The organism is Bradyrhizobium sp. Ash2021 (assembly GCF_031202265.1).
Classification (GTDB): Bacteria; Pseudomonadota; Alphaproteobacteria; order Rhizobiales; family Xanthobacteraceae; genus Bradyrhizobium.
This window is the reverse complement of sequence record NZ_CP100604.1, coordinates 460,839-480,632: the sequence shown is the minus strand read 5'-3', so window position 1 is coordinate 480,632 and position 19,794 is coordinate 460,839. Positions and strand designations below refer to the sequence as shown.

Genomic DNA, 19,794 nt, shown 5'->3' with positions numbered 1-19,794 from the left:
GGAAATTGAACCCAAAACGACTGACCAAAAAGCCGGCCCGGACCTGTCCGAGGCCGGGATCGAACACGAAGGAATAAAACGATGTTCGCAGTCATCAAAACCGGCGGCCGGCAATACCGCGTCGTTCCGGATGATGTGCTCGAGATAGGCAAGATCGCCGGCGATGTCGGTACGATCGTGCAGCTTGGCGAAGTTCTCCTGCTCGGCGCCGATACGCCGGTGCTGGGCGCTCCCACCGTGGCCGGCGCCTCGGTTGCGGCCGAAGTGCTGCAGCACAAGCGCGGCCCCAAGGTAATCGCGTTCAAGAAGCGCCGCCGCAAGAATTCGCGCCGCAAGCGTGGCTATCGCGACGAGATCACGGTGCTTCGCATCACCGAGATCCTGGCCGATAACGCAAAGCCTTCGATCGGCCCGCGTCCGAAGAAGGAAAAGATTGTTGCAGCGCCCGCCGAGGGCGACGACGAGGCCCCGGCCGCAAAGAAAAAGGCGCCCGCCAGGAAGACCGTGGCGAGGAAGGCTCCGGCCAAGAAGGCCGCCGCCAGGAAGTGATCGTCACGGATCAAAAATTGAAACGTGACAAAAAGTGAAATGATTCCGTCAAGGAATTGATCTAGAGATCAGAGCGAAGTTGGAGACGGGCTATGGCTCATAAAAAAGCAGGCGGTTCATCGCGAAACGGACGCGATTCAGCGGGCAAGCGCCTGGGCATCAAGGCCTATGGCGGTGAGCGCGTGATTCCCGGCAACATTATCGCGCGTCAGCGCGGCACCACCTGGCATCCCGGCCTTAATGTCGGCATGGGCACCGACCATACTCTGTTCGCCAAGGTTGAAGGTCATGTCGAGTTCCGCGCTAAAGCCAATGGTCGCACTTTCGTATCGGTGGTTCCGATGACGGAGGCGGCCGAATAGACGGTGGACAAATTGAGTCCGCCGGGTCCTGTTGAACCGGCGAGCTCGAGAAGGCTCCAAGGGGAGGCGGGAAACCGGCCTCCCCTTTTCGTTGCGCGAATTCCTGTGAGGGAACCGCGCGCAACGAGTCCCAAGCGTTGCGTATTGTTTTCGCATCCCAGGAGCCCGACATGCTGCAGGACATCCCGACACCGACCTTGCGCGAGGCGAGAGCCTGCGTCCTCGAGACCGAACGGCTGACGTTGCGCCGGCCGACGCTCGCGGACGTAAAAGCGATTGTGCGTCTCGCCAATGATCGCCGCATTGCGGAAAACACCCGCCGCCTGCCACACCCCTATTCCCAGGACCACGCCGTCGAATTCGTGCGCGCGACCGTCGAGGATCGGTGCGAGACGGTATTCCTGATCGAAAACAATCATGTGCCGATCGGCATGGTCGGCATCGACCGCCGCGACCCGGATGCGCCGGAACTCGGCTATTGGCTCGGCGTCGACTATTGGGGCCAGGGCTTTGGCACCGAGGCCGCACGCGCCGTGATCGATTTCTTTTTCGAGGAATTTGATTGCGACCACCTGATCTCGGGCGCCCGTGTCGCCAATCCGTCGTCGCGCAACATTTTGGAGAAATGCGGCTTCCAGTGGAGCGGCGTCGAGCTGCACCGCTTCGAGGCGCTGGGATCGTCGACCCCGGTCGATTGCTTCCGGCTCTCGCGCAGCGTCTGGTCGTCGCTGAAGAACTGGGGCAGTTCGACGCGGCGAGCGCGGTAGGCTCGTGCCACAACAACGAGTGTCGTCCCCGCGAAAGCGGGGACCCATAATCCCGGTCGCCTGTTGTTACCCTGAACTGTTGCTCCAACCTTCTCAAAATTGACATCGGTGGCTATGGGTCCCGGCTCAAGGCCGGGAAGACGGCCGCATTTTGGTTCGCGTCAATTACACCGGCGGACTCGCCATCGCGTCCTCGCGCCCCAACTTCTGCTCGCGCAGAAAGATGTAGAGCCCGGCGCCGATGATGATGGCGGCGCCGACGATCGTCGCCACCGACGGCACATCGCCGAACACGACGAAGCCAAAGATCACCGCCCACACGATCATCGAATATTGGTACGGCACCACCACGCTGGCCGGCGCCAGTTTCAGCGAGCGATTGACGCATAATAACGCGGCGACCGAGATAATCCCCGCCGCGGCAAACAGCCCGAGACTGCCGGCGCTCGGCGTAACCCAGCCGAATGGCGACATGATCGCACCGAGCAGGAACGTGCCTGCGAACTGCGACGAGGCCAGCACGATGTCCGGCGTCGCCCGCAGCGAGCGCGTGATCAGCATCAGCACCGCGAACGAGGTGCTGCCGCCGAGCGCGATCATCGCCGGCCAGCTCACGGTCTGCGCCGACGGCCGCAGCGCGATCAACACGCCGCAGAACCCGATCAGGATCGCAGTCCAGCGCCGCCAGCCGATGCGCTCCCCCAGCACAATGCCCGAAAGCGCCGTGACGAAAATCGGACAGGCCAGATAATAGGTGATGACGTCGGCAAGCGGCAGGTAGACGGTGGCGAGAAAGAACGCCGCGACCTCGAGCGTGGAGAGCGTCACCCGCAGCAATTGCAGCCATGGCCGTTCGAGGCGCGTGAACTCGGCCCGCTGTTTCCAGATCATCGGCAGCAGCACCAGCAGCGCCGCACAGGCGCGCAGCAGAAGCAATTGCCCGACCGAATAGGTCGCGACGATGAACTTGCCCATCGCATCGCCGAACGAGAACATGAAGATCGACAGCAGCATCAATCCGATGCCGGCAAGCCGCGCGGAACGCTCGTCGTAGGTGGAAAGCTTTGCGAAGAGACCCATGAGAATTGCGGCGTTTCCCTGTTATGGCCGGGCGAAAGCGCGAAGCGCGTCTTTGCACTGGCATTCCGGCCATCCACGTCTTGTTGCAGCGACGTTTTAAAGACGTGGATGCCCGGGACAAGCCCGGGCATGGCGAATTGAACCAATTGTCGCAGTGCTTTCTCTGCGATACCGGTACATCAGCTATTCGGAAACATCGCAGGAATGTGGCCATGACCGACTTCGACCCCGCCCAGCATCGTATGGTGCCGGAACAACGCTGGTTCGAAGATTTCGTGCTCGGCGAGCGTTTCGTGATCCCGAGCCGCACCCAGACGTCGGCCGTGTTCGCCGCGTTCCAGACCGCAAGCGGCGATACCCACCCGATTCACTACGACGTCGAATATTGCCGCAGCCGCGGCATGCCCGACCTGCTGGCACATGGTTTCCAGACCCTGGTCCACACCGCGCCGGGCGCAGGCCTGTTCCCCTACATCGTGGAAGAATCGCTGGTCGGCTTTCTCGAACAGTCGAGCCGGTTCTTGAAGCCGGTCTATGCCGGCGACACGATCTATCCCGCGCTCGAAGTGATCGAGCTTGTGCCCGGCCGCAGCACCGGCGTGGTGACCTTGCGCTCCACCGTGTTCAATCAGCGGCGCGAGCTGGTGCTGGAAGGGACGCAGAAATTTTTGATCCGGCGGCGGCCGGCTTAGCCGATCACGTCATCGGCGAGCCCGTGTGCCGGAATCCGATCACCGGCATCGCGGAGGGTTACGCACGCGCCGCGAACAGCCAAGAGAAGGCGACGCCGCCGAGCACGCCAAGAAACTCCCGCCGCCTCATTCGATCACCTCGTCGGCACGCGCAACCAGCGTCGCCGGAATCTCGAGGCCGATCGCCTTGGCGGTCTTCAGATTGATGATCATCTGGAATTTGCTGGGCTGATAGAACGGAATATCGCCCGGCTTGGTGCCGTTGAGGATCTGATGAACGTCGCTCGCCATGCGTTCGGCGAGTTCACCGAGATCGGGTGCCAGGGCGATCAGCCCACCCTGCTCGACATAGTCGCGGTAGGGATAGATCACCGGCAGACGATATTTCTCCGCCAGCTCGGCGATCGCAGTACGCTGCGCCAAAAAGCTGCCTCCCTCATCAACGACCACGGCATCGACTTTCTGTTGGGCCATATCGGCAAAACTGCGCTGCAGCTGAGCGTCGTCGACCACCGCCAGCAAATTGCGCGTGACCGTTACGCCCAGACGTTGGCCTGCTTCGTCAAGCGCTTTCGCACCGTCACCCACCCAAACCCCTGACAGCAGATGGACGACCCTGGCCACCGACGGTATTGCCTCCTTCAGGATCTGCAGCCGCTTGGCTTCGATTTCGATACCTGCATTGATGCTGACACCGGTGACGTTGCCGCCGGGGCGCGCAAGGTTCGTCACCAGCCCACCTGCAATTGGATCCCCCGTGATCACGACAATCGGTATCTTGGTGGTGGCCGTCATGAAGGCTTTGACGAGATCGTTGAGGTTCGAAACGATGACATCAGGGTTGCGGCTCACGACTTCGGCAGCGAGTGCCGCAAAGCGTTCGGATCGGCCTTCGGCAGAAAAACGCTCGACGACGAGGTTGCTTCCCTCGACATCGCCAAAACCGCGCAAGGTTTCGAAGAACCGCCGCACCCAGAACGGCCCGGCCTTCTCTGTCAGGTGATCGGCCGGAATGCCGGAATGAGCGAACGCGATCCGGTGTGGCTTCTGCTGCGCGCGCAACGCCTGAGGCCAGGCGGCGACAGCCCCGACGGCAAGCCCGATAAATTCCCGCCGCTTCATTCTTCCCCTCAAAGCCCACCCTTTGGCGCAAGCCAGCTATATCACACCAAGCAGCGCCGAATATCGTCGGGGAGCCGCAAAAAGGCCCGAAAATTAAGGCTTTTCGTCAATCTTGGGCCGCTTGAGGGTTGCCGCACCGGCCCCCCTGCCTTACCTAGTAGAAATCATGAAATTCCTTGACGAAGCAAAGGTCTATATCCGCTCCGGCGATGGCGGTAATGGCTGCGTGGCGTTCCGCCGCGAGAAGTTCATCGAGTTCGGCGGTCCCTCCGGCGGCAATGGCGGCCGTGGCGGCGACGTCGTCATCGAGGTGGTCGATGGATTGAACACGCTGATCGACTATCGCTATCAGCAGCACTTCAAGGCGCAGAAGGGCACCAACGGCATGGGCAGCGACCGCCATGGCGCCAACGGCAAGCCGATCGTGCTCAAGGTGCCGGTCGGCACGCAGATATTCGACGAGGATCGCGAGACCCTGATCCACGACTTCACCACGCTCGGCGAAAAATTCACCCTGGCCGAAGGCGGCAATGGCGGCTTCGGCAACGCGCATTTCAAATCCTCCACCAACCGCGCGCCGCGCAACGCCAATCCCGGGCAGGAGGGCGAGGAACGCTGGATCTGGCTGCGGCTGAAATTGATCGCCGATGCCGGCCTCGTCGGCCTGCCCAACGCCGGAAAATCGACGTTCCTCTCCGTCGTCAGCGCGGCCAAGCCGAAGATCGCCGATTATCCCTTCACCACCCTGCATCCGCAGCTTGGCGTGGTGAATTCCGATGGCCGCGAGTTCGTGCTGGCGGATATTCCGGGCCTGATCGAGGGCGCGCATGAAGGCGCAGGCCTCGGCGATAGATTCCTGGGCCATGTCGAGCGCTGCCGTGTGCTGCTGCATCTGATCGATGCGACCTGCGAGCATGCGGGCGAGGCCTACAAAACAGTCCGCACCGAGCTCGCCGCCTATGAGGGGCATCTCGCCGAGAAGATCGAGATTGTCGCGCTGAACAAGATCGACGCCGTGACGCCGGACGAACTGAAGAAGCAAAGAGACCGCCTGAAGCGCGCCGCGAAGAAAACCCCGCTGCTGATGTCGGGCGTCACCGGCGACGGCGTCAGGGAAGCGCTGCGGGCGCTGGTCGAGGTGATCGGCGAAGCCCCGGTCTCGGCCAAGGCCAAGGGCAGCCCGGCGGACCCGTGGTCACCGGCGACGCCGCAGGGCTGACGCCGAAGCCTGCCTCAAGGCTGACTTGCGCGTGTTACGTTCGGCTGCAAGACTTTGGCACTTCCGAAAAAATGCCAGGAGGAAATCATGATCGGTTACGTCACGGTTGGTACCAACGATCTCAAGAAATCCGGCGAATTCTACGACAAGATTTGCGGCGAATTGGGTATGGGGCGCTTCATGACCATGGATCGGCTGATCGCCTGGGGCGGTCCGGGCGGTGGCGCGGGTTTCGGCGTCGCCCTTCCCTATGACGGCAAGCCGATGACGGTCGGCAACGGCGTGATGGCGGCGTTCGGCGCCAAGGACAAGGCCCAGGTCGACCGCGTCTACAAGCTCGCTCTGTCGCTCGGCGGCACCTGCGAAGGCCCTCCCGGCCAGCGCAGCGAAAACTTCTACGCCGCCTATTTTCGTGATCCCGAAGGCAACAAGCTCAACGCCTTTGTGATGGGCTGACCCGACGGCACTTTCACGCTGCCGCGTCACTTCCAAATCATGGAGGTGGCGCGTATTGCTTCCCATCCAATCCGCTCCATTCGACCGAAACCATGGCCCGCCCGAGCTTAAAAAACTTCCGCCGCATCGTCGTCAAGGTCGGCTCGTCGCTGCTGATCGACTCGGCTGCAGGCGAGGTCCGGGCATCGTGGCTGTCGGCGCTTGCCGCCGATATCGCAAAGCTGCACGGCGAAGGCCGCGATGTTCTCGTGGTCTCGTCGGGCTCGATTGCGCTCGGGCGCAGCCGCCTGAAATTGCCGCGCGGCCCGCTGAAGCTCGAAGAGAGTCAGGGCGCAGCCGCCGTGGGGCAAATCGCGCTGGCGCGGATCTGGTCCGAGGTGCTCGGCAATCACGGCATCGGTGCCGGGCAGATTCTGGTGACCTTGCAGGACACTGAAGAACGCCGCCGCTATCTCAACGCCCGCTCGACGATTGCAAAACTGCTGGAATGGCGCGCGGTACCGGTCATCAACGAGAACGACACCGTCGCCACCAATGAGATCCGCTACGGCGACAATGATCGCCTGGCCGCGCGCGTTGCCACCATGGCGAGCGCCGATCTGCTGATCCTGCTCTCGGATATCGACGGTCTCTATGACGCGCCGCCCGGCGCCAATCCGAATGCAAAACTGATTCCGATCGTGGAATCCGTCACCTCTGAAATCGAGGCGATGGCGGGCGCGGCTGAGTCCGAGCTGTCGCGCGGCGGTATGTACACCAAGATCGAGGCGGCGAAGATCGCGACCACGTCAGGCACGCACATGCTGATTGCCTCCGGCAAGATCGAGCATCCGCTTGCTGCGATCGCCGATGGCGGGCGCTGCACCTGGTTCCTGACACCCGCAAACCCCGTGACGGCGCGAAAACGCTGGATCGCGGGCTCGCTGGAGCCAAAGGGCACGCTGACCATCGACGCCGGCGCAGTCAACGCGCTGCGCGCCGGAAAAAGCCTGCTCCCGGCCGGCGTGATCCGGATCGACGGCCAATTCGCCCGCGGCGACGCCGTGGTGGTGCGTGGCCCCGACACCCATGAAATCGGCCGCGGCCTCGTCGCCTATGACGCCGAGGACGCCGAAAAGATCAAAGGCCGTTCCTCGCCGGACGTGATGGCCATTCTGGGCATCAGCGGGCGGGCCGAGATGATTCACCGCGATGACCTGGTGGTGGGCCCGGCCGGGGCTATTTCTGCAAAATAGGCCATTGGCCGAGCCGCCATGGCCCTTCCCGCCCGCCTGCCATGCCGGTTCCGCACCTCGCAAAAGGTGGATTTCCGTGCTAGCACATGGCCTTAACCGGGACTAAACGACATGAGCGCGCCGCTGAAGGCGATCGACGGCAACGCCGATTTGCCTCACTTGATGACTGAACTCGCTAGCCGCGCCCGCGCCGCCGCGCGGGTGCTGGCGCTCGCCTCGCCCGAGCAGAAGAATCGCGCACTGGACGCGATCGAGCGCGCGATCCGCGCCAACGCGCCGGCGATTCTCGCAGCCAATGCCGAGGATGTCGCGGAAGTGCGCGCGGGCGGCGCGACGTCGGCCTTCATCGATCGCCTGACGCTGACGCCGGCGCGGGTCGCGGCGATGGCCGATGGCGTCGCCACCGTGCGCGGGATCGCCGATCCGATCGGCGCCATCACCGAGAGTTGGCAGCGCCCGAACGGCATGATCATCGAACGTGTACGCGTGCCGCTCGGCGTGATCGCCGTGATCTTCGAAAGCCGCCCCAATGTCGCGGCCGACGCCGGCGTGCTGTGCCTGAAATCCGGCAATGCCGTGATCCTGCGCGGCGGCTCCGACAGTTTCCGCTCCTGCCGCGCGATCCATGATTGCCTGGCGCAGGGTCTTCGCGAGGCCGGCCTGCCCGAGGCGACGATCACGCTGGTGCCGACCCGCGACCGCGCCGCGGTCGGCCTGCTCTTGACCGGATTGAGCGGCGGCGTCGATCTGATCGTGCCGCGCGGGGGAAAAAGCCTCGTCGCGCGCGTCGAGGCCGAGGCGCGCGTGCCGGTGTTCGCGCATCTCGAAGGCGTCAACCATGTCTATGTCGATCATTCCGCCAATCTCGAAATGGCGAAGTCGATCGTGCTGAACGCCAAGATGCGCCGCCCCGGCGTCTGCGGCGCCGCTGAAACCCTGCTGGTCGATCGCGCCGGCGCGTCCAACAGCCTGAAGCCGCTGGTCGAGATGCTGATCGATGCCGGCTGCGAGGTGCGTGGCGACGATTCGGTGCAGCGCGTCGATAGCAGGGTAAAACCCGCTTCCGACGAGGACTGGGACACCGAATATGAGGACGCGATTATCGCAGCCCGGGTGGTCGATGGCGTCGACGAGGCCATTGCGCATATCCACAATCACGGCTCGCGTCACACCGACGCGATCGTGACCGAAGACGCAGGCACCGCGCAAAAATTCCTCAACGAGGTCGATTCGGCGATCGTGCTGCACAATGCGTCGACGCAGTTCGCCGATGGCGGCGAATTCGGTTTCGGCGCGGAGATCGGCATCGCCACCGGCAAATTCCACGCTCGCGGCCCGGTTGGCGCCGAGCAGCTGACCAGCTTCAAATACCGTATTCACGGCACCGGGCAGACGCGGCCGTGAACGGCCATAGCGTTTTCACGCGAAGCATGCCCTCGGACTTGATCCGAGGCTGGGAACCGGTTCGCGTGAAGAAAACGCGTCAAAAAAACAAAGTCCGGCGCTTGCGGTGAACCATTTGAAGCCAACTCCGGTGGCGTCGCAATCCGTCGCTCAAACCATACCGTTCTACGCCAACGGCATGCGCATTGGCCTGCTCGGCGGCTCGTTCAATCCGCCGCACGCCGCGCACCGCGCCATCAGCCTGTTTGCGATCAAGCGATTGAAACTCGATCGCGTCTGGTGGCTGGTGACGCCGGGCAATCCGCTCAAGGAGAATGGCGCCTTGCGCGATCTCGACGAGCGCGTCGAGGTCGCCCGCAAGATGGCCAACGATCCGCGTATCGATGTCAGCTGTCTCGAATCCGTCATTGGGACGCGGTACACTGTCGACACCATCACCTATCTGCGCCGGCGCGCTTCCGGCCTGCGCTTTGTCTGGATCATGGGCGCCGACAATCTCGCGCAATTTCATCGCTGGCAGAACTGGCGGCGCATCGCGGCCGAGGTTCCAATCGCCGTGATCGACCGCCCGCCGCAAAGTTTTCGCGCGCTCGCCGCACCCGCAGCCCAAGCGCTGGCGCGCTGTCGCCTGCCTGAGAATCAGGCGGCCCGGCTAGCGGATCAGCACGCGCCTGCCTGGGTTTTTCTCACCGGCATGAAGCTGAACCTGTCGTCGACCACCCTTCGGAACCCGGACGGGAGCTGGAGGACGAAGTGAAGATGGGGCTAACTGGAATATTGAAACCATTAACCCCACATGCGTAATATAGCCCGCGGACGTCAGGATTCGGCGTTCGCGATACAGTGAAAGGAATGGTCCCTGGCCACATCTGTATTGTCCAAGTCTGTTTTACCCAAGGTTCCCAAGACTGCGCGTAAAACATCGACCGAAGCTGCGGCCTTGAAGGCGCAACCCGACGCCGACAAGACGCTGAATATGATCCTCTCCCGCCTCGACGATATGAAGGCGGAAGAAACGGTCACCATCGACCTTCGCGGCAAATCTGCCTTTTCCGACTACATGATCGTCACCACGGGCCGGGCCAACCGGCACGTCGGCGCGATCGCGGAAAACGTCACGAAAGCCCTGAAGGAAACCGGCATCAAGAGCATCCACGTCGAGGGCTTGCCCAATTGCGACTGGGTGCTGATCGATTCCGGCGATGTGATCGTGCACGTATTCAGACCCGAGGTGCGTGAGTTCTACAATCTCGAGCGATTGTGGACGCAAAACCCGGCAGTGGCGGCGGTCTGAGTTTACGGAGCCGATGCGAATCGGCGAGAGCGCATGCTAGCGTGCGTTGATGCGCCTCGTTGTCGTTTGCATAGGCCGGCTGAAGCAGGGTCCGGAGCGGGATCTGGCCGAGCGCTATCGCGAGCGGTTCGACGATGTCGGCCGCAAGCTTGGGTTTCGCGGCCTCGAGATTCATGAAATTCCGGAAAGCCGGGCGCGTGATGCGGCCAGCCGCATCGCTGAAGAGGCCGCCGCGATCTCGGCGCTGATACCGGAGAAATACGTGCTGGTGGCGCTCGACGAGCGCGGCCAGAACGTCGATAGCGCCACGTTTGCCCGCCATCTCGGCCGCTGGCGCGACGAGGGAAGCGCCAACACTATCTTCATAATCGGCGGCGCCGACGGACTTTCGCCCGATTTGCAGCGCAAGGCTAAACTGCGCATCGCGTTCGGCACGGCGACCTGGCCGCATCAAATGGTCCGCGTCATGCTTCTGGAACAGATTTACCGGGCCGCGACCATTCTGGCCGGCCACCCCTATCACCGCGCCTGAGCCCGGTGACGTGAACACAGAGAGCGCTGATTGAGTCGAATGCAGCCAACGCGGGACATTTTGTCTTACCCCAGCACCGCCAGCCGCGATCGGCATCTGGTGTCCCCTGTCCCGCTTTCCGTCGTTTTGCTGTCCGCGAGCTTTGCCGGCCTGTCGCTTGCGCCGGCGGCGGCGCAGGTAACCGCGCCATCTCAGCAAACATCCGCACAGCAAGCGGCGGCCGCTTCGCCGGACGCCATCAAGCAGCGCGAGCAGGAACTCGAAGCCGCCCGCCTGCAGCAAAAAAACGCCGCCGAGCTGCAACAGAAATTGAAGGCCGATATCGCGGCGATCGGTCAGGACCGCAGCAAGCTCAATCAGCAGCTGATCGACATCGCGGCCCAGGTGCGCAGCGTTGAGACGAGGATCGGCGACGCCGAAGCGCGGCTGCGCCCGCTCGACAGCCGCGAGCAGCAGATCCGCTCCTCCCTCGATTCACGCCGTGCCGAGATCGTCGAGGTGCTGGCAGCGCTGCAACGCGCCGGACGGCGCACGCCACCGGCGCTGCTGGTGCGGCCGGAAGACGCGCTGCAATCGCTACGCACCGCGATGCTGCTCGGATCGGTGGTTCCCGAGTTGCGCGGACGCGCGGAAAAACTGGCCGGCGACCTCGGCGAACTGGTCGCGCTTCGCAAAACCATCGCGACCGAGCGCGATGCGATGGCGCAGGACCGCGACAGGCTGAAGGACGACCAGGTCAGGCTGGCCGCGCTGGTCGACGAACGGCAACGCAAGCAGAGCGCGATCGAGAAGGACATGGAGGCGGAAGGCGCCCGCGCCATCACCCTGTCCAAACAGGTCGACAGCCTGCAGGGCCTGATCGCCAAGATGGAGCAGGACCTCAAGAGCGCCGCAAAAGCGGCCGCCACCGCCAGCCTGCAGGGTGCTCCTGCCAGCCTCAATGGCAAGCCGAATCTGGGGGCGCTGAAAGACCCCGCCCGGCTCAGCCCGGCCATTGCCTTTGCGTCGGCCAAGGGGCTATTCGCATTCCCGGTTAATGGCACCAAGATTCGCGATTTTGGCGGTTCCGACGGTGCCGGCGGGGTAGAAAAAGGCATTTCTTTGGCCAGCCGGGCCGGCGCCCAGGTCACAACCCCGTGTGACGGATGGGTTGTTTACGCCGGACCCTTCCGCAGCTACGGACAACTCTTGATCCTCAATGCCGGGGGCGGGTATCATGTCCTGATCGCCGGGATGGAGCGCATTTCGGTAAACATCGGCCAGTTTGTACTTACGGGGGAGCCGGTCGCGACCATGGGTTCGACGTCCCAGGTCGCATCGATTCTCGCAACCAATGCGAGCCAGCCCGTGCTCTATGTCGAGTTCCGTAAGGACGGCACTCCAATCGATCCAGGTCCATGGTGGGCCGCAAATGAAGGCGAAAAGGTTCGCGGATGATGCGCAAGACTTCTGTAATTCTCCTGAGCGCCGCCACCGGCGCAGCACTGACGCTGTTCGTGACCCAGCCGCGCGCGGTGTTCATGGGATCGAGCGCGCGTGCCGCGACGTCCGACACCTATCGCCAGCTCAATCTGTTCGGCGACGTGTTCGAGCGGGTGCGTAGCGACTATGTCGAGAAGCCCGACGACTCCAAGCTGGTCGAATCCGCGATCTCCGGCATGCTGGCCGGCCTCGATCCGCATTCCAGCTACATGGACGCCAAGAGTTTCCGCGACATGCAGGTGCAGACCCGCGGTGAATTCGGCGGGCTCGGCATCGAGGTCACGATGGAAGACGGCCTGATCAAGGTGGTCTCGCCGATCGACGATACGCCGGCTTCCAAGGCCGGCATCATGGCCAACGACATTATCACCAATCTCGACGACGAAGCCGTGCAGGGCCTCACCCTCAACCAGGCCGTCGAGAAAATGCGCGGACCGGTCAACACCAAGATCCGCCTCAAGATCATCCGCAAGGGCCAGGACAATCCGATCGACGTCACGCTGGTGCGCGACAATATCCGCGTCCGTTCGGTGCGCGCCCGCGTCGAAGGCGACGATATCGCCTATATCCGCATCACCACTTTCAACGAGCAGACCACCGAAGGCCTGAAGCGCGAAATCGGCAATTTGTCGAACCAGCTCGGCGACAAGCTGAAGGGCTACATCATCGACTTGCGCAACAATCCCGGCGGCCTGCTCGAGGAAGCGGTGACGGTCTCCGACGCCTTCCTCGAGCGCGGCGAGATCGTCTCGACCCGCGGCCGCAACGCCGAGGAAACCCAGCGCCGCGCCGCCCATCCGGGCGACCTGACCAAGGGCAAGCCGGTGATCGTCCTGATCAATGGCGGCTCGGCATCGGCGTCGGAAATCGTCGCCGGCGCATTGCAGGACCACAAGCGCGCGACGCTGGTCGGCACGCGCTCGTTCGGCAAGGGCTCGGTGCAGACCATCATTCCGCTCGGAAGCGGCAACGGCGCGCTGCGTCTCACCACCGCGCGCTATTACACGCCGTCGGGCAAGTCGATTCAGGCCAAGGGCATCGTGCCCGATATCGAGGTACTGCAGGACGTGCCGGATGAGTTGAAGTCGCGCACCGACACCAAGGGCGAAGCCTCGCTGCGCGGCCATCTGAAGAACGACGGCGACGAAAAAACCGGTTCGCAATCCTACGTGCCGCCGGATGCCAAGGACGACAAGGCCCTGAAGACAGCCGACGACCTGCTGCATGGCATCAAGTCCACTGCCGTGACGACGCCGCCGGCACCGGCGACCGGCGACAAGGCCGCGATCGAGAAGCCTGCCAACAAGGCGGCGAACTGATCCACCCGACTTTGGGATTTCGCGAAAAGGGCGGCCTTCGGGCCGCCCTTTTTGTGGCCGGTTCCAACCGCCCGCGGGAAGCTCCCGCGGGCTTTTGCGCGTGCAAAGGGGCTCGAATCCACCCCGTCGTGGTATCGTCGGCACAGTTGATTCGGGGAGGTTCATGGCAGAGACGGCCGACGAACTGAGCGCGCCACTCGGACAGAAAGCGGCGCGCAAGAAGCGCTGGTTTCGGCTGCCGTTCACGGCCATGCAGGCGCTGGCTGTGTTGCTCGGCCTGTTTTTGGTCGCCTTTGCCGGTATCGCCCTTTTCACCGACAATCCGCTCGGCGGCGAGCCGGTCGCCCACATCGCCTTGCGCAAGGCGCCGGCCGACGAAAAGCCGGCCATGGCGGCGGCCGGTCACGACGAACCGGCGGCGAAAGCCGCGCCCAAACAGGCACCGTCCGGCGAGAACAAGACCGTCACCATCATCGACGGCTCCAGCGGCAAGCGCCAGGACGTCGTGATCGGCGGCGAAGCCACCGACAAGGCCGAGGGCGACGCCGCGCCCGGGATGATGGCAGGCATCGACGCGCGCCTGCTGGAGAAGTCGCGCTACGGCATGATCCCCGTGGTCGCCGACGGGCTAAAGCCGTTCACGGTCTATGCGGCCGATGCCGACCGCACCAAGGCGGCCAAAATGCCCGTGGTTGCCATTGTCGTCGGCGGCCTTGGTGTGGGCGCCGCCAAGACCACCGACGCCATCATGAAGCTGCCGTCGGCGGTGACGCTGGCATTTACGCCTTATGGGGCGGATCCGACCAAGCTCGCCGAACGGGCGCGGGCGCAGCGCCACGAGATCCTGCTGCAGATCCCGATGGAGCCGTTCGATTATCCCGATAACGATCCAGGTCCCCAGACCCTGCTCACGACGCTGGCCGCCGAGCAAAATCTCGACCGGCTGTACTGGCACCTCAGCCGGTTCCAGGGGTATGCCGGGATTGCCAATTTCATGGGTGCACGGTTCGTTGCCACCGAAGCGGTGATGCAGCCGATCATCCGCGAGGCGGCCAAACGCGGCCTCGGCTACCTCGATGACGGCGCCACGCCGCGCAGCGTCGCCCCCTCATTGGCAGCCGGCCAGGCCATGCCCTTCGCCAGAGCCGATCTGGCCATCGATGCGGTGCCGACATCGGCGGAAATCGACCGGACGCTGATCAAGCTTGAAACCCTGGCCAGGGAACGCGGGGTCGCCGTCGGCGTGGCTTCGGCGTTGCCGGTTTCGATCGAACGGATCGGCGCCTGGATCAAGACCCTCGATAGCCGCGGCATCATGCTTGTGCCATTGACAACGGCAATGTTGAAATCAAAATCGGGCTAAAGATCAATCTGATGGCGCGACTTCGGACCCGCCGGGTCTTAAGGGTCAGCCCCCCTGAGTATGCGAGGTTTTGACGGCATGGCGCGCTACGAGGACCTGCCCTACCGAACATGCGTCGGCATGATGCTGATCAATGCAGCGGGGCTGGTCTTCATCGGTCGCCGCGCCGGCGGCATCGAACATGTCGATGAAACCCACGTCTGGCAGATGCCGCAGGGCGGCGTCGACCCCGGCGAGGACACTTGGGCGGCGGCCAAGCGCGAGCTCTACGAAGAAACCAGCGTCCGCTCGGTGGAGAAACTCGGCGAAGTCGCCGACTGGCTGATCTACGACATCCCGCGCACCGTCGCCGGCCGCACTTGGAAGGGCCGCTATCGCGGCCAGCGCCAGAAATGGTTCGCGGTTCGCTTCACCGGCGCCGATAGCGAGATCAATGTCGCCAGCCCCGGCGGCGGCCACAAGGCCGAATTCGTGACGTGGCGCTGGGAGCCGATGAAGAACCTTCCGAACCTGATCGTGCCGTTCAAGCGGCCAGTCTATGAGCGCGTGGTGAAGGAATTCTCCAGCCTCGCGGGCGGCTAGTCCTGATGGAAGCCAAGCCCTATCGCCCCAATGTGGGGATCGCCTTGTTCAACGCGTCCGGCCAGGTGCTGATCGGCCGGCGGTATCGGGACGATGGACCGGAAATCATTCTCCCCGGCCTCGAATGGCAGATGCCGCAGGGCGGCATCGACGCCGGTGAGGACCCGCGCGAGGCGGTCATGCGCGAGCTCTGGGAAGAAACCGGTGCGGTCAGCGCCGACCATCTCGGCGAAACCGACTGGATGACCTACGAGTTTCCGCCCTACGACGGGCCATCGTCGCATCGCCTCGCCAAATTCCGCGGCCAGCGCCAAAAGTGGTTCGCGCTGCGCTTCACCGGCCGCGACGACGAAATCGACCCGCTGACGCCGCGCAACGGACAGCCCGCGGAATTCGACTGCTGGCGCTGGGAGCGTCTCGATCGCGTCGCCGACCTCGTGGTTCCATTCCGGCGCGAAGTGTACCGGACTGTGGCGCAGCGCTTTGCGAAATTCGCGCTTTAATTCGGCCCAACCGCGAACGGGCCGATCGCGATGACGTGGCAATCGCTGTCGTGCTTGACGCAGTTGCCGAGCGCCTCATTGACCGCGTTCTGCTCGGTCGCCGCCTTGAGCGCCAGTCCGGGACGCCCCGAGGTGCCGACGGCGACTGCGTTCCAGCCGGATGACGCATCTGCCAGTTTACGGGCCACGTCATCCTTCGCATCCACGGCAATGGAAGGATTTCGTTCCGGCCGAAAGAAGCCGATGGCCTTCAAGGTGGTCGGCACCGGAACGACGAAGACATCGTCAGCAGCCACGATCATGCAGGCAATGCCGACGACAGCGCCGCATGTTTCCAGAATTCGGCGCGCCGATTCCTCGACGCTTTCCGCGTTCGAATTGAAGAAGTAAGCCCCACCAGGTCCAATCGCGATCGTCTTGCTCTTTCGGGCCGACGGATAGACGCTCTCAAGCCTGGCCTTTCCGGGGTCACGCACAATCGGCACATCCTTGGTCACGAACGGCTTCTCGGTAGACGGGTCGTGCCTGATCCAGGGCATCGGTGGTAGCGGCGGGCGGGGATGCGGGTAGACCATCGCGTTGCCGACCGCGTAAAGCTCGCATTTTCGCACCGGCTGACTGTTGTCGGCGCGTTTCTGACATTGCTCGAGCACGGCATTTTTCGCCGCTTCTTCGTTCGGCTGGCCGGCGACGAACACGTTGACGCCGTTGGTGTTCAGAGCGAACGCTTTGTAATCCGCCGCCGGCACATATTCGTTGGTCAAAACAACCCGGGTGCGATCAGAAACGAACGGCACGGTCTCCGCAGCAAACTTCTCGCCGGATGGAATCGGTAGTGGCGAAGGTGGTGGAGGTGGCGGCGCCGGTGCGGCCATGGTTGGTGTCGGGGCAGGCGTCGGAGCAGTCGACGCCGAAGGTGCGGGGCTCGCGTCCTTGCTGCTCGAAGACGCGACCTTGGTCGCAGAGGTTTCCAGCTTGGTGAAATAGAGGAAGCCGCTGACGCCGATCGCGGTCAGGCAGACCAGTGTGACCGCGACCGGCCACATCCAGTTCGGCGCCGTCGTGGCCCCAGCCTTGACGGGCTTCTTGACTTGCGGCGTCGCATAGGTGCCGTCCTCGCGCCGCATCGCCACCATATAGGCATGCACCGGGGTTGGGATGTTCTTCACTTCCTGCTCGCCGATATCAGCGAACTGCACCGACAATTTGTTGGCGACCTGTTCATGCACCGCGCGCGAGACGCAGATGCCACCGACCTCGGCCAGCCCTTCGAGGCGCGCCGCGATGTTGACGCCATCGCCGAGCAAATCGCCGTCACGCTCGACCACGTCGCCGATCGTGATCCCGATGCGGAAGCTCATCTGGCGGCTCGGCGGATAGGCCATATTCCGGGTGCGCAGGCTTTCCTGGATGTCGATCGCGCAACGCACCGCCTCGACCGCGCTTGGAAATTCGGCGAGCACGGCATCGCCCGCGGTGTTGAAAATCCGGCCGCCGCCCTTGGCGATGAAATCGTCGGTCACCAGCCGATAGGAGGCGAGCCGCCGCAGCGTCTCCTCTTCGTCTTCGGCAACCAGTCGGCTGTAACCGGCTATATCGGCCGCAAAAATCGCCGCGATCTTGCGTTTCATCAATGCCCGCCATGGACAACCATCTGCCGGGGCAGAATGCCGCTAGACGTTCCCGAGCGCAACCATAGCGTTTTCAAGCGAAGCGGGTAGCGCTTCGAGAACAGGCCTCCAAACAAAATTAGCGCCCGTCACCGTGTGACGAGCGCTGAATTTATTCAGGTTTTTGTCGAGCCCCGGCGCGGTGCACCGGGGCTTAGTGCATAGCCGTCGTGTTGAGTTCGTGCTGGATGCCCTTGAAGTGATCGAGCCGCTCGATCGCGCGGTCGAGTTCGGAGCCTTCCTTCTCGGCGAGCTTGGCTTCCATCTCGGCGATCGACTCGGCGAATTGAGCGCGGTCGAGCTCCTGTATCGAGGTGGCGACGTCAGCGAGCACGGTGAGGCCCTTCTCCGAGACTTCCGCCAGACCGCCGAGCACGATGATCTTCTGATGCGTGTCGCCTGACGTGATGGTCAGGATACCCGGCCGGACCGCGGCAACGACCGGCGCATGACCGGCGAGCACGCCGAATTCACCCTCCACGCCGGGAACGTCAACCTGATCGACCTCGCCGGAGAAGGCGAGCTTTTCGGGGGAGACGAGATCGAAGTGGAAGGTGGCCATGGTCTTTCCGTTCTTTCCGCTGTCACCCGCGGGCTTGACCCGCGGGTCCATCAGCAAAAATTTTGTAGCGATGGATTGCCGGGTCAAGCCCGGCAATGACACATCAAAAGCTTAGGCCGCTTCAGCCGCGAGCTTCTTGCCCTTCTCGACGGCTTCTTCGATGGTACCGACCATATAGAAGGCGGCTTCCGGCAGGTGATCGTACTTGCCTTCGCAGATGGCGCGGAAGCCCTTGATGGTATCGGCGAGGTCGACGAACTTGCCCGGCGATCCCGTGAAGACTTCGGCCACATGGAACGGCTGCGACAGGAAGCGCTCGATCTTGCGCGCGCGTGCCACCGCGATCTTGTCCTCTTCCGACAACTCGTCCATGCCGAGAATGGCGATGATGTCCTGCAGCGACTTGTACTTCTGCAGCACCTGCTGAACCATGCGCGCCGTGTTGTAGTGATCTTCGCCGACGACCAGCGGCGACAGCATGCGCGAAGTCGAGTCGAGCGGATCCACCGCCGGATAGATGCCTTTTTCCGAGATCGCGCGGTTCAACACCGTGGTGGCGTCCAAATGCGCGAACGACGTCGCCGGCGCCGGGTCGGTCAAGTCGTCGGCCGGCACGTAGATCGCCTGCACCGAAGTAATCGAGCCCTTGTGCGTCGTGGTGATGCGTTCCTGCAGCGCGCCCATGTCGGTGGCGAGCGTCGGCTGATAACCCACGGCCGAAGGAATACGGCCGAGCAGCGCCGACACTTCGGAGCCTGCCTGCGTGAAGCGGAAGATGTTGTCGACGAAGAACAGCACGTCCTGGCCCTGATCGCGGAAATGCTCGGCGACAGTCAAACCGGTGAGGCCGACGCGGGCGCGGGCGCCGGGCGGTTCGTTCATCTGGCCGAACACGAGAGCGCATTTCGACTTAACGTTCGGATCAGGATGATGCGGGTCGGCGTTGACCTTCGATTCAATGAACTCGTGATAGAGGTCGTTGCCTTCGCGGGTACGCTCGCCGACGCCGGCGAACACCGAGTAGCCACCATGGGCCTTGGCGACGTTATTGATCAGTTCCTGAATCAGCACGGTCTTGCCGACGCCGGCGCCGCCGAACAGGCCGATCTTGCCGCCCTTGGCGTAAGGCGCCAGCAGGTCGACGACCTTGATGCCGGTGACGAGAATTTCGGCTTCGGTGGACTGGTCGGTATAGGTCGGCGCTTCCTGATGGATCGCGCGCAGGCCTTCCGAAACCACCGGGCCGGCTTCATCGATGGGCTCGCCGATGACGTTGATGATGCGGCCAAGCGTGCCGGCGCCGACCGGCACCATGATCGGGTTGCCGGTGTCGGTGACTTCCTGGCCGCGGACCAGACCCTCGGTGGTGTCCATCGCGATGGTGCGCACCGTGGATTCGCCGAGATGCTGCGCCACTTCGAGCACCAGACGGTTGCCGCCGTTCCTGGTCTCGATCGCGTTCAGAATGGCGGGCAGATGTCCCTCGAATTGCACGTCGACGACGGCGCCGATGACCTGCGTGATGCGTCCGGTCTGGTTGGCGGGTGTGGCCATAAACTCTCTCCTTCGAATTCGAATCTAGACAACCGTCAGTTTGATCG

21 protein-coding genes are annotated in these 19,794 nt (G+C 63.4%); 16 read left to right on the top strand and 5 right to left on the bottom strand.

Translation table 11 applies throughout. The annotated features are described in order from the left end of the window. The first annotated feature begins 81 nt into the window (after nt 1-81). The 3 genes from rplU to NL528_RS02385 all read left to right on the top strand — a co-directional run bounded on the left by rplU (nt 82) and on the right by NL528_RS02385 (nt 1,678). A complete protein-coding gene (gene rplU / locus NL528_RS02395; protein WP_309181140.1) occupies nt 82-549 on the top strand; it encodes a 50S ribosomal protein L21 in 468 nt (155 codons plus the stop codon). Between the two features lie 92 nt (nt 550-641). Beyond that, nucleotides 642-911, top strand: a complete 270-nt coding sequence (gene rpmA, locus NL528_RS02390; RefSeq protein WP_074271888.1) for a 50S ribosomal protein L27 — start codon at nt 642-644, stop codon at nt 909-911. Between the two features lie 170 nt (nt 912-1,081). After that, complete coding sequence (locus NL528_RS02385) at nt 1,082-1,678, top strand: GNAT family N-acetyltransferase (protein WP_309181139.1); 597 nt, start codon at nt 1,082-1,084, stop codon at nt 1,676-1,678. A gap of 165 nt (nt 1,679-1,843) precedes the next feature. Here the strand turns inward: NL528_RS02385 and NL528_RS02380 are convergent, their stop codons facing one another. Continuing rightward, a complete protein-coding gene (locus tag NL528_RS02380; RefSeq protein WP_309181138.1) occupies nt 1,844-2,758 on the bottom strand; it encodes a DMT family transporter in 915 nt (304 codons plus the stop codon). A 212-nt stretch (nt 2,759-2,970) separates the two neighbouring features. Here NL528_RS02380 and NL528_RS02375 point away from each other — a divergent pair, with 212 nt between their 5' ends. Continuing rightward, complete coding sequence (locus NL528_RS02375) at nt 2,971-3,450, top strand: MaoC family dehydratase (RefSeq protein WP_309181137.1); 480 nt, start codon at nt 2,971-2,973, stop codon at nt 3,448-3,450. A gap of 126 nt (nt 3,451-3,576) precedes the next feature. Here the strand turns inward: NL528_RS02375 and NL528_RS02370 are convergent, their stop codons facing one another. Beyond that, a complete protein-coding gene (locus NL528_RS02370) occupies nt 3,577-4,572 on the bottom strand; it encodes an ABC transporter substrate-binding protein (RefSeq protein ID WP_309181136.1) in 996 nt (331 codons plus the stop codon). A 166-nt stretch (nt 4,573-4,738) separates the two neighbouring features. Here NL528_RS02370 and obgE point away from each other — a divergent pair, with 166 nt between their 5' ends. From obgE to NL528_RS02310, 12 genes are all read left to right on the top strand, one after another. After that, nucleotides 4,739-5,791 (top strand): GTPase ObgE, encoded by a 1,053-nt coding sequence (obgE, locus tag NL528_RS02365; RefSeq protein WP_309181135.1) that lies wholly within the window; start codon nt 4,739-4,741, stop codon nt 5,789-5,791. A gap of 87 nt (nt 5,792-5,878) precedes the next feature. Beyond that, nucleotides 5,879-6,247: a VOC family protein gene (locus tag NL528_RS02360; protein ID WP_074271894.1), complete on the top strand. Its 369-nt coding sequence runs from the start codon at nt 5,879-5,881 to the stop codon at nt 6,245-6,247. Between the two features lie 92 nt (nt 6,248-6,339). Continuing rightward, nucleotides 6,340-7,482 carry a glutamate 5-kinase gene (proB, locus tag NL528_RS02355; RefSeq protein ID WP_309181134.1) on the top strand — a complete coding sequence of 381 codons (1,143 nt, stop codon included), beginning with the start codon at nt 6,340-6,342 and terminating at the stop codon, nt 7,480-7,482. A gap of 111 nt (nt 7,483-7,593) precedes the next feature. After that, nucleotides 7,594-8,886 carry a glutamate-5-semialdehyde dehydrogenase gene (locus tag NL528_RS02350; protein WP_309181133.1) on the top strand — a complete coding sequence of 431 codons (1,293 nt, stop codon included), beginning with the start codon at nt 7,594-7,596 and terminating at the stop codon, nt 8,884-8,886. A gap of 178 nt (nt 8,887-9,064) precedes the next feature. Continuing rightward, a complete protein-coding gene (locus tag NL528_RS02345) occupies nt 9,065-9,643 on the top strand; it encodes a nicotinate-nucleotide adenylyltransferase (protein ID WP_309185322.1) in 579 nt (192 codons plus the stop codon). 183 nt (nt 9,644-9,826) lie between these two features. After that, nucleotides 9,827-10,180: a ribosome silencing factor gene (gene rsfS, locus NL528_RS02340; RefSeq protein WP_309181132.1), complete on the top strand. Its 354-nt coding sequence runs from the start codon at nt 9,827-9,829 to the stop codon at nt 10,178-10,180. 49 nt (nt 10,181-10,229) lie between these two features. Continuing rightward, nucleotides 10,230-10,712: a 23S rRNA (pseudouridine(1915)-N(3))-methyltransferase RlmH gene (gene rlmH, locus NL528_RS02335; protein WP_309181131.1), complete on the top strand. Its 483-nt coding sequence runs from the start codon at nt 10,230-10,232 to the stop codon at nt 10,710-10,712. Nucleotides 10,713-10,751: 39 nt separating this feature from the next. Next, the gene (locus tag NL528_RS02330; RefSeq protein ID WP_309181130.1) at nt 10,752-12,149 is read left to right on the top strand and encodes a peptidoglycan DD-metalloendopeptidase family protein; all 1,398 of its coding nucleotides are present in this window, start codon (nt 10,752-10,754) and stop codon (nt 12,147-12,149) included. After that, entirely contained in the window at nt 12,146-13,513 is a 1,368-nt protein-coding gene (locus tag NL528_RS02325) for a S41 family peptidase (RefSeq protein ID WP_309181129.1), read from the top strand. The genes NL528_RS02330 and NL528_RS02325 overlap by 4 nt, the downstream gene beginning before the upstream one ends. A 163-nt stretch (nt 13,514-13,676) precedes the next feature. Beyond that, entirely contained in the window at nt 13,677-14,876 is a 1,200-nt protein-coding gene (locus NL528_RS02320; protein ID WP_309181128.1) for a divergent polysaccharide deacetylase family protein, read from the top strand. Nucleotides 14,877-14,954: 78 nt separating this feature from the next. After that, on the top strand, nt 14,955-15,458 hold the full coding sequence (locus tag NL528_RS02315; protein ID WP_309181127.1) for an RNA pyrophosphohydrolase: 504 nt from the start codon (nt 14,955-14,957) through the stop codon (nt 15,456-15,458). A 5-nt stretch (nt 15,459-15,463) separates the two neighbouring features. Continuing rightward, a complete protein-coding gene (locus NL528_RS02310) occupies nt 15,464-15,961 on the top strand; it encodes an RNA pyrophosphohydrolase (RefSeq protein WP_375143976.1) in 498 nt (165 codons plus the stop codon). Here NL528_RS02310 and NL528_RS02305 read toward each other — a convergent pair. The 3 genes from NL528_RS02305 to atpD all read right to left on the bottom strand — a co-directional run bounded on the left by NL528_RS02305 (nt 15,958) and on the right by atpD (nt 19,747). After that, nucleotides 15,958-17,592 (bottom strand): adenylate/guanylate cyclase domain-containing protein, encoded by a 1,635-nt coding sequence (locus NL528_RS02305; RefSeq protein ID WP_309181126.1) that lies wholly within the window; start codon nt 17,590-17,592, stop codon nt 15,958-15,960. The genes NL528_RS02310 and NL528_RS02305 overlap by 4 nt on opposite strands. Nucleotides 17,593-17,785: 193 nt before the next feature. After that, nucleotides 17,786-18,193, bottom strand: a complete 408-nt coding sequence (locus NL528_RS02300; protein WP_309181125.1) for a F0F1 ATP synthase subunit epsilon — start codon at nt 18,191-18,193, stop codon at nt 17,786-17,788. 111 nt (nt 18,194-18,304) lie between these two features. Further along, complete coding sequence (atpD, locus tag NL528_RS02295; RefSeq protein ID WP_309181124.1) at nt 18,305-19,747, bottom strand: F0F1 ATP synthase subunit beta; 1,443 nt, start codon at nt 19,745-19,747, stop codon at nt 18,305-18,307. Between the last annotated feature and the right edge of the window lie 47 nt (nt 19,748-19,794).

Bases quoted from the DNA above. Each gene is read 5' to 3' on its own strand.
- rplU (WP_309181140.1), top strand. From the start codon at position 82: ATGTTCGCAGTCATCAAAACCGGCGGCCGGCAATACCGCGTCGTTCCG.
- rpmA (WP_074271888.1), top strand. From the start codon at position 642: ATGGCTCATAAAAAAGCAGGCGGTTCATCGCGAAACGGACGCGATTCA.
- NL528_RS02385 (WP_309181139.1), top strand. From the start codon at position 1,082: ATGCTGCAGGACATCCCGACACCGACCTTGCGCGAGGCGAGAGCCTGC.
- NL528_RS02380 (WP_309181138.1), bottom strand. From the start codon at position 2,758: ATGGGTCTCTTCGCAAAGCTTTCCACCTACGACGAGCGTTCCGCGCGG.
- NL528_RS02375 (WP_309181137.1), top strand. From the start codon at position 2,971: ATGACCGACTTCGACCCCGCCCAGCATCGTATGGTGCCGGAACAACGC.
- NL528_RS02370 (WP_309181136.1), bottom strand. From the start codon at position 4,572: ATGAAGCGGCGGGAATTTATCGGGCTTGCCGTCGGGGCTGTCGCCGCC.
- obgE (WP_309181135.1), top strand. From the start codon at position 4,739: ATGAAATTCCTTGACGAAGCAAAGGTCTATATCCGCTCCGGCGATGGC.
- NL528_RS02360 (WP_074271894.1), top strand. From the start codon at position 5,879: ATGATCGGTTACGTCACGGTTGGTACCAACGATCTCAAGAAATCCGGC.
- proB (WP_309181134.1), top strand. From the start codon at position 6,340: ATGGCCCGCCCGAGCTTAAAAAACTTCCGCCGCATCGTCGTCAAGGTC.
- NL528_RS02350 (WP_309181133.1), top strand. From the start codon at position 7,594: ATGAGCGCGCCGCTGAAGGCGATCGACGGCAACGCCGATTTGCCTCAC.
- NL528_RS02345 (WP_309185322.1), top strand. From the start codon at position 9,065: ATGCGCATTGGCCTGCTCGGCGGCTCGTTCAATCCGCCGCACGCCGCG.
- rlmH (WP_309181131.1), top strand. From the start codon at position 10,230: ATGCGCCTCGTTGTCGTTTGCATAGGCCGGCTGAAGCAGGGTCCGGAG.
- NL528_RS02330 (WP_309181130.1), top strand. From the start codon at position 10,752: ATGCAGCCAACGCGGGACATTTTGTCTTACCCCAGCACCGCCAGCCGC.
- NL528_RS02325 (WP_309181129.1), top strand. From the start codon at position 12,146: ATGATGCGCAAGACTTCTGTAATTCTCCTGAGCGCCGCCACCGGCGCA.
- NL528_RS02320 (WP_309181128.1), top strand. From the start codon at position 13,677: ATGGCAGAGACGGCCGACGAACTGAGCGCGCCACTCGGACAGAAAGCG.
- NL528_RS02315 (WP_309181127.1), top strand. From the start codon at position 14,955: ATGGCGCGCTACGAGGACCTGCCCTACCGAACATGCGTCGGCATGATG.
- NL528_RS02310 (WP_375143976.1), top strand. From the start codon at position 15,464: ATGGAAGCCAAGCCCTATCGCCCCAATGTGGGGATCGCCTTGTTCAAC.
- NL528_RS02305 (WP_309181126.1), bottom strand. From the start codon at position 17,592: ATGAAACGCAAGATCGCGGCGATTTTTGCGGCCGATATAGCCGGTTAC.
- NL528_RS02300 (WP_309181125.1), bottom strand. From the start codon at position 18,193: ATGGCCACCTTCCACTTCGATCTCGTCTCCCCCGAAAAGCTCGCCTTC.
- atpD (WP_309181124.1), bottom strand. From the start codon at position 19,747: ATGGCCACACCCGCCAACCAGACCGGACGCATCACGCAGGTCATCGGC.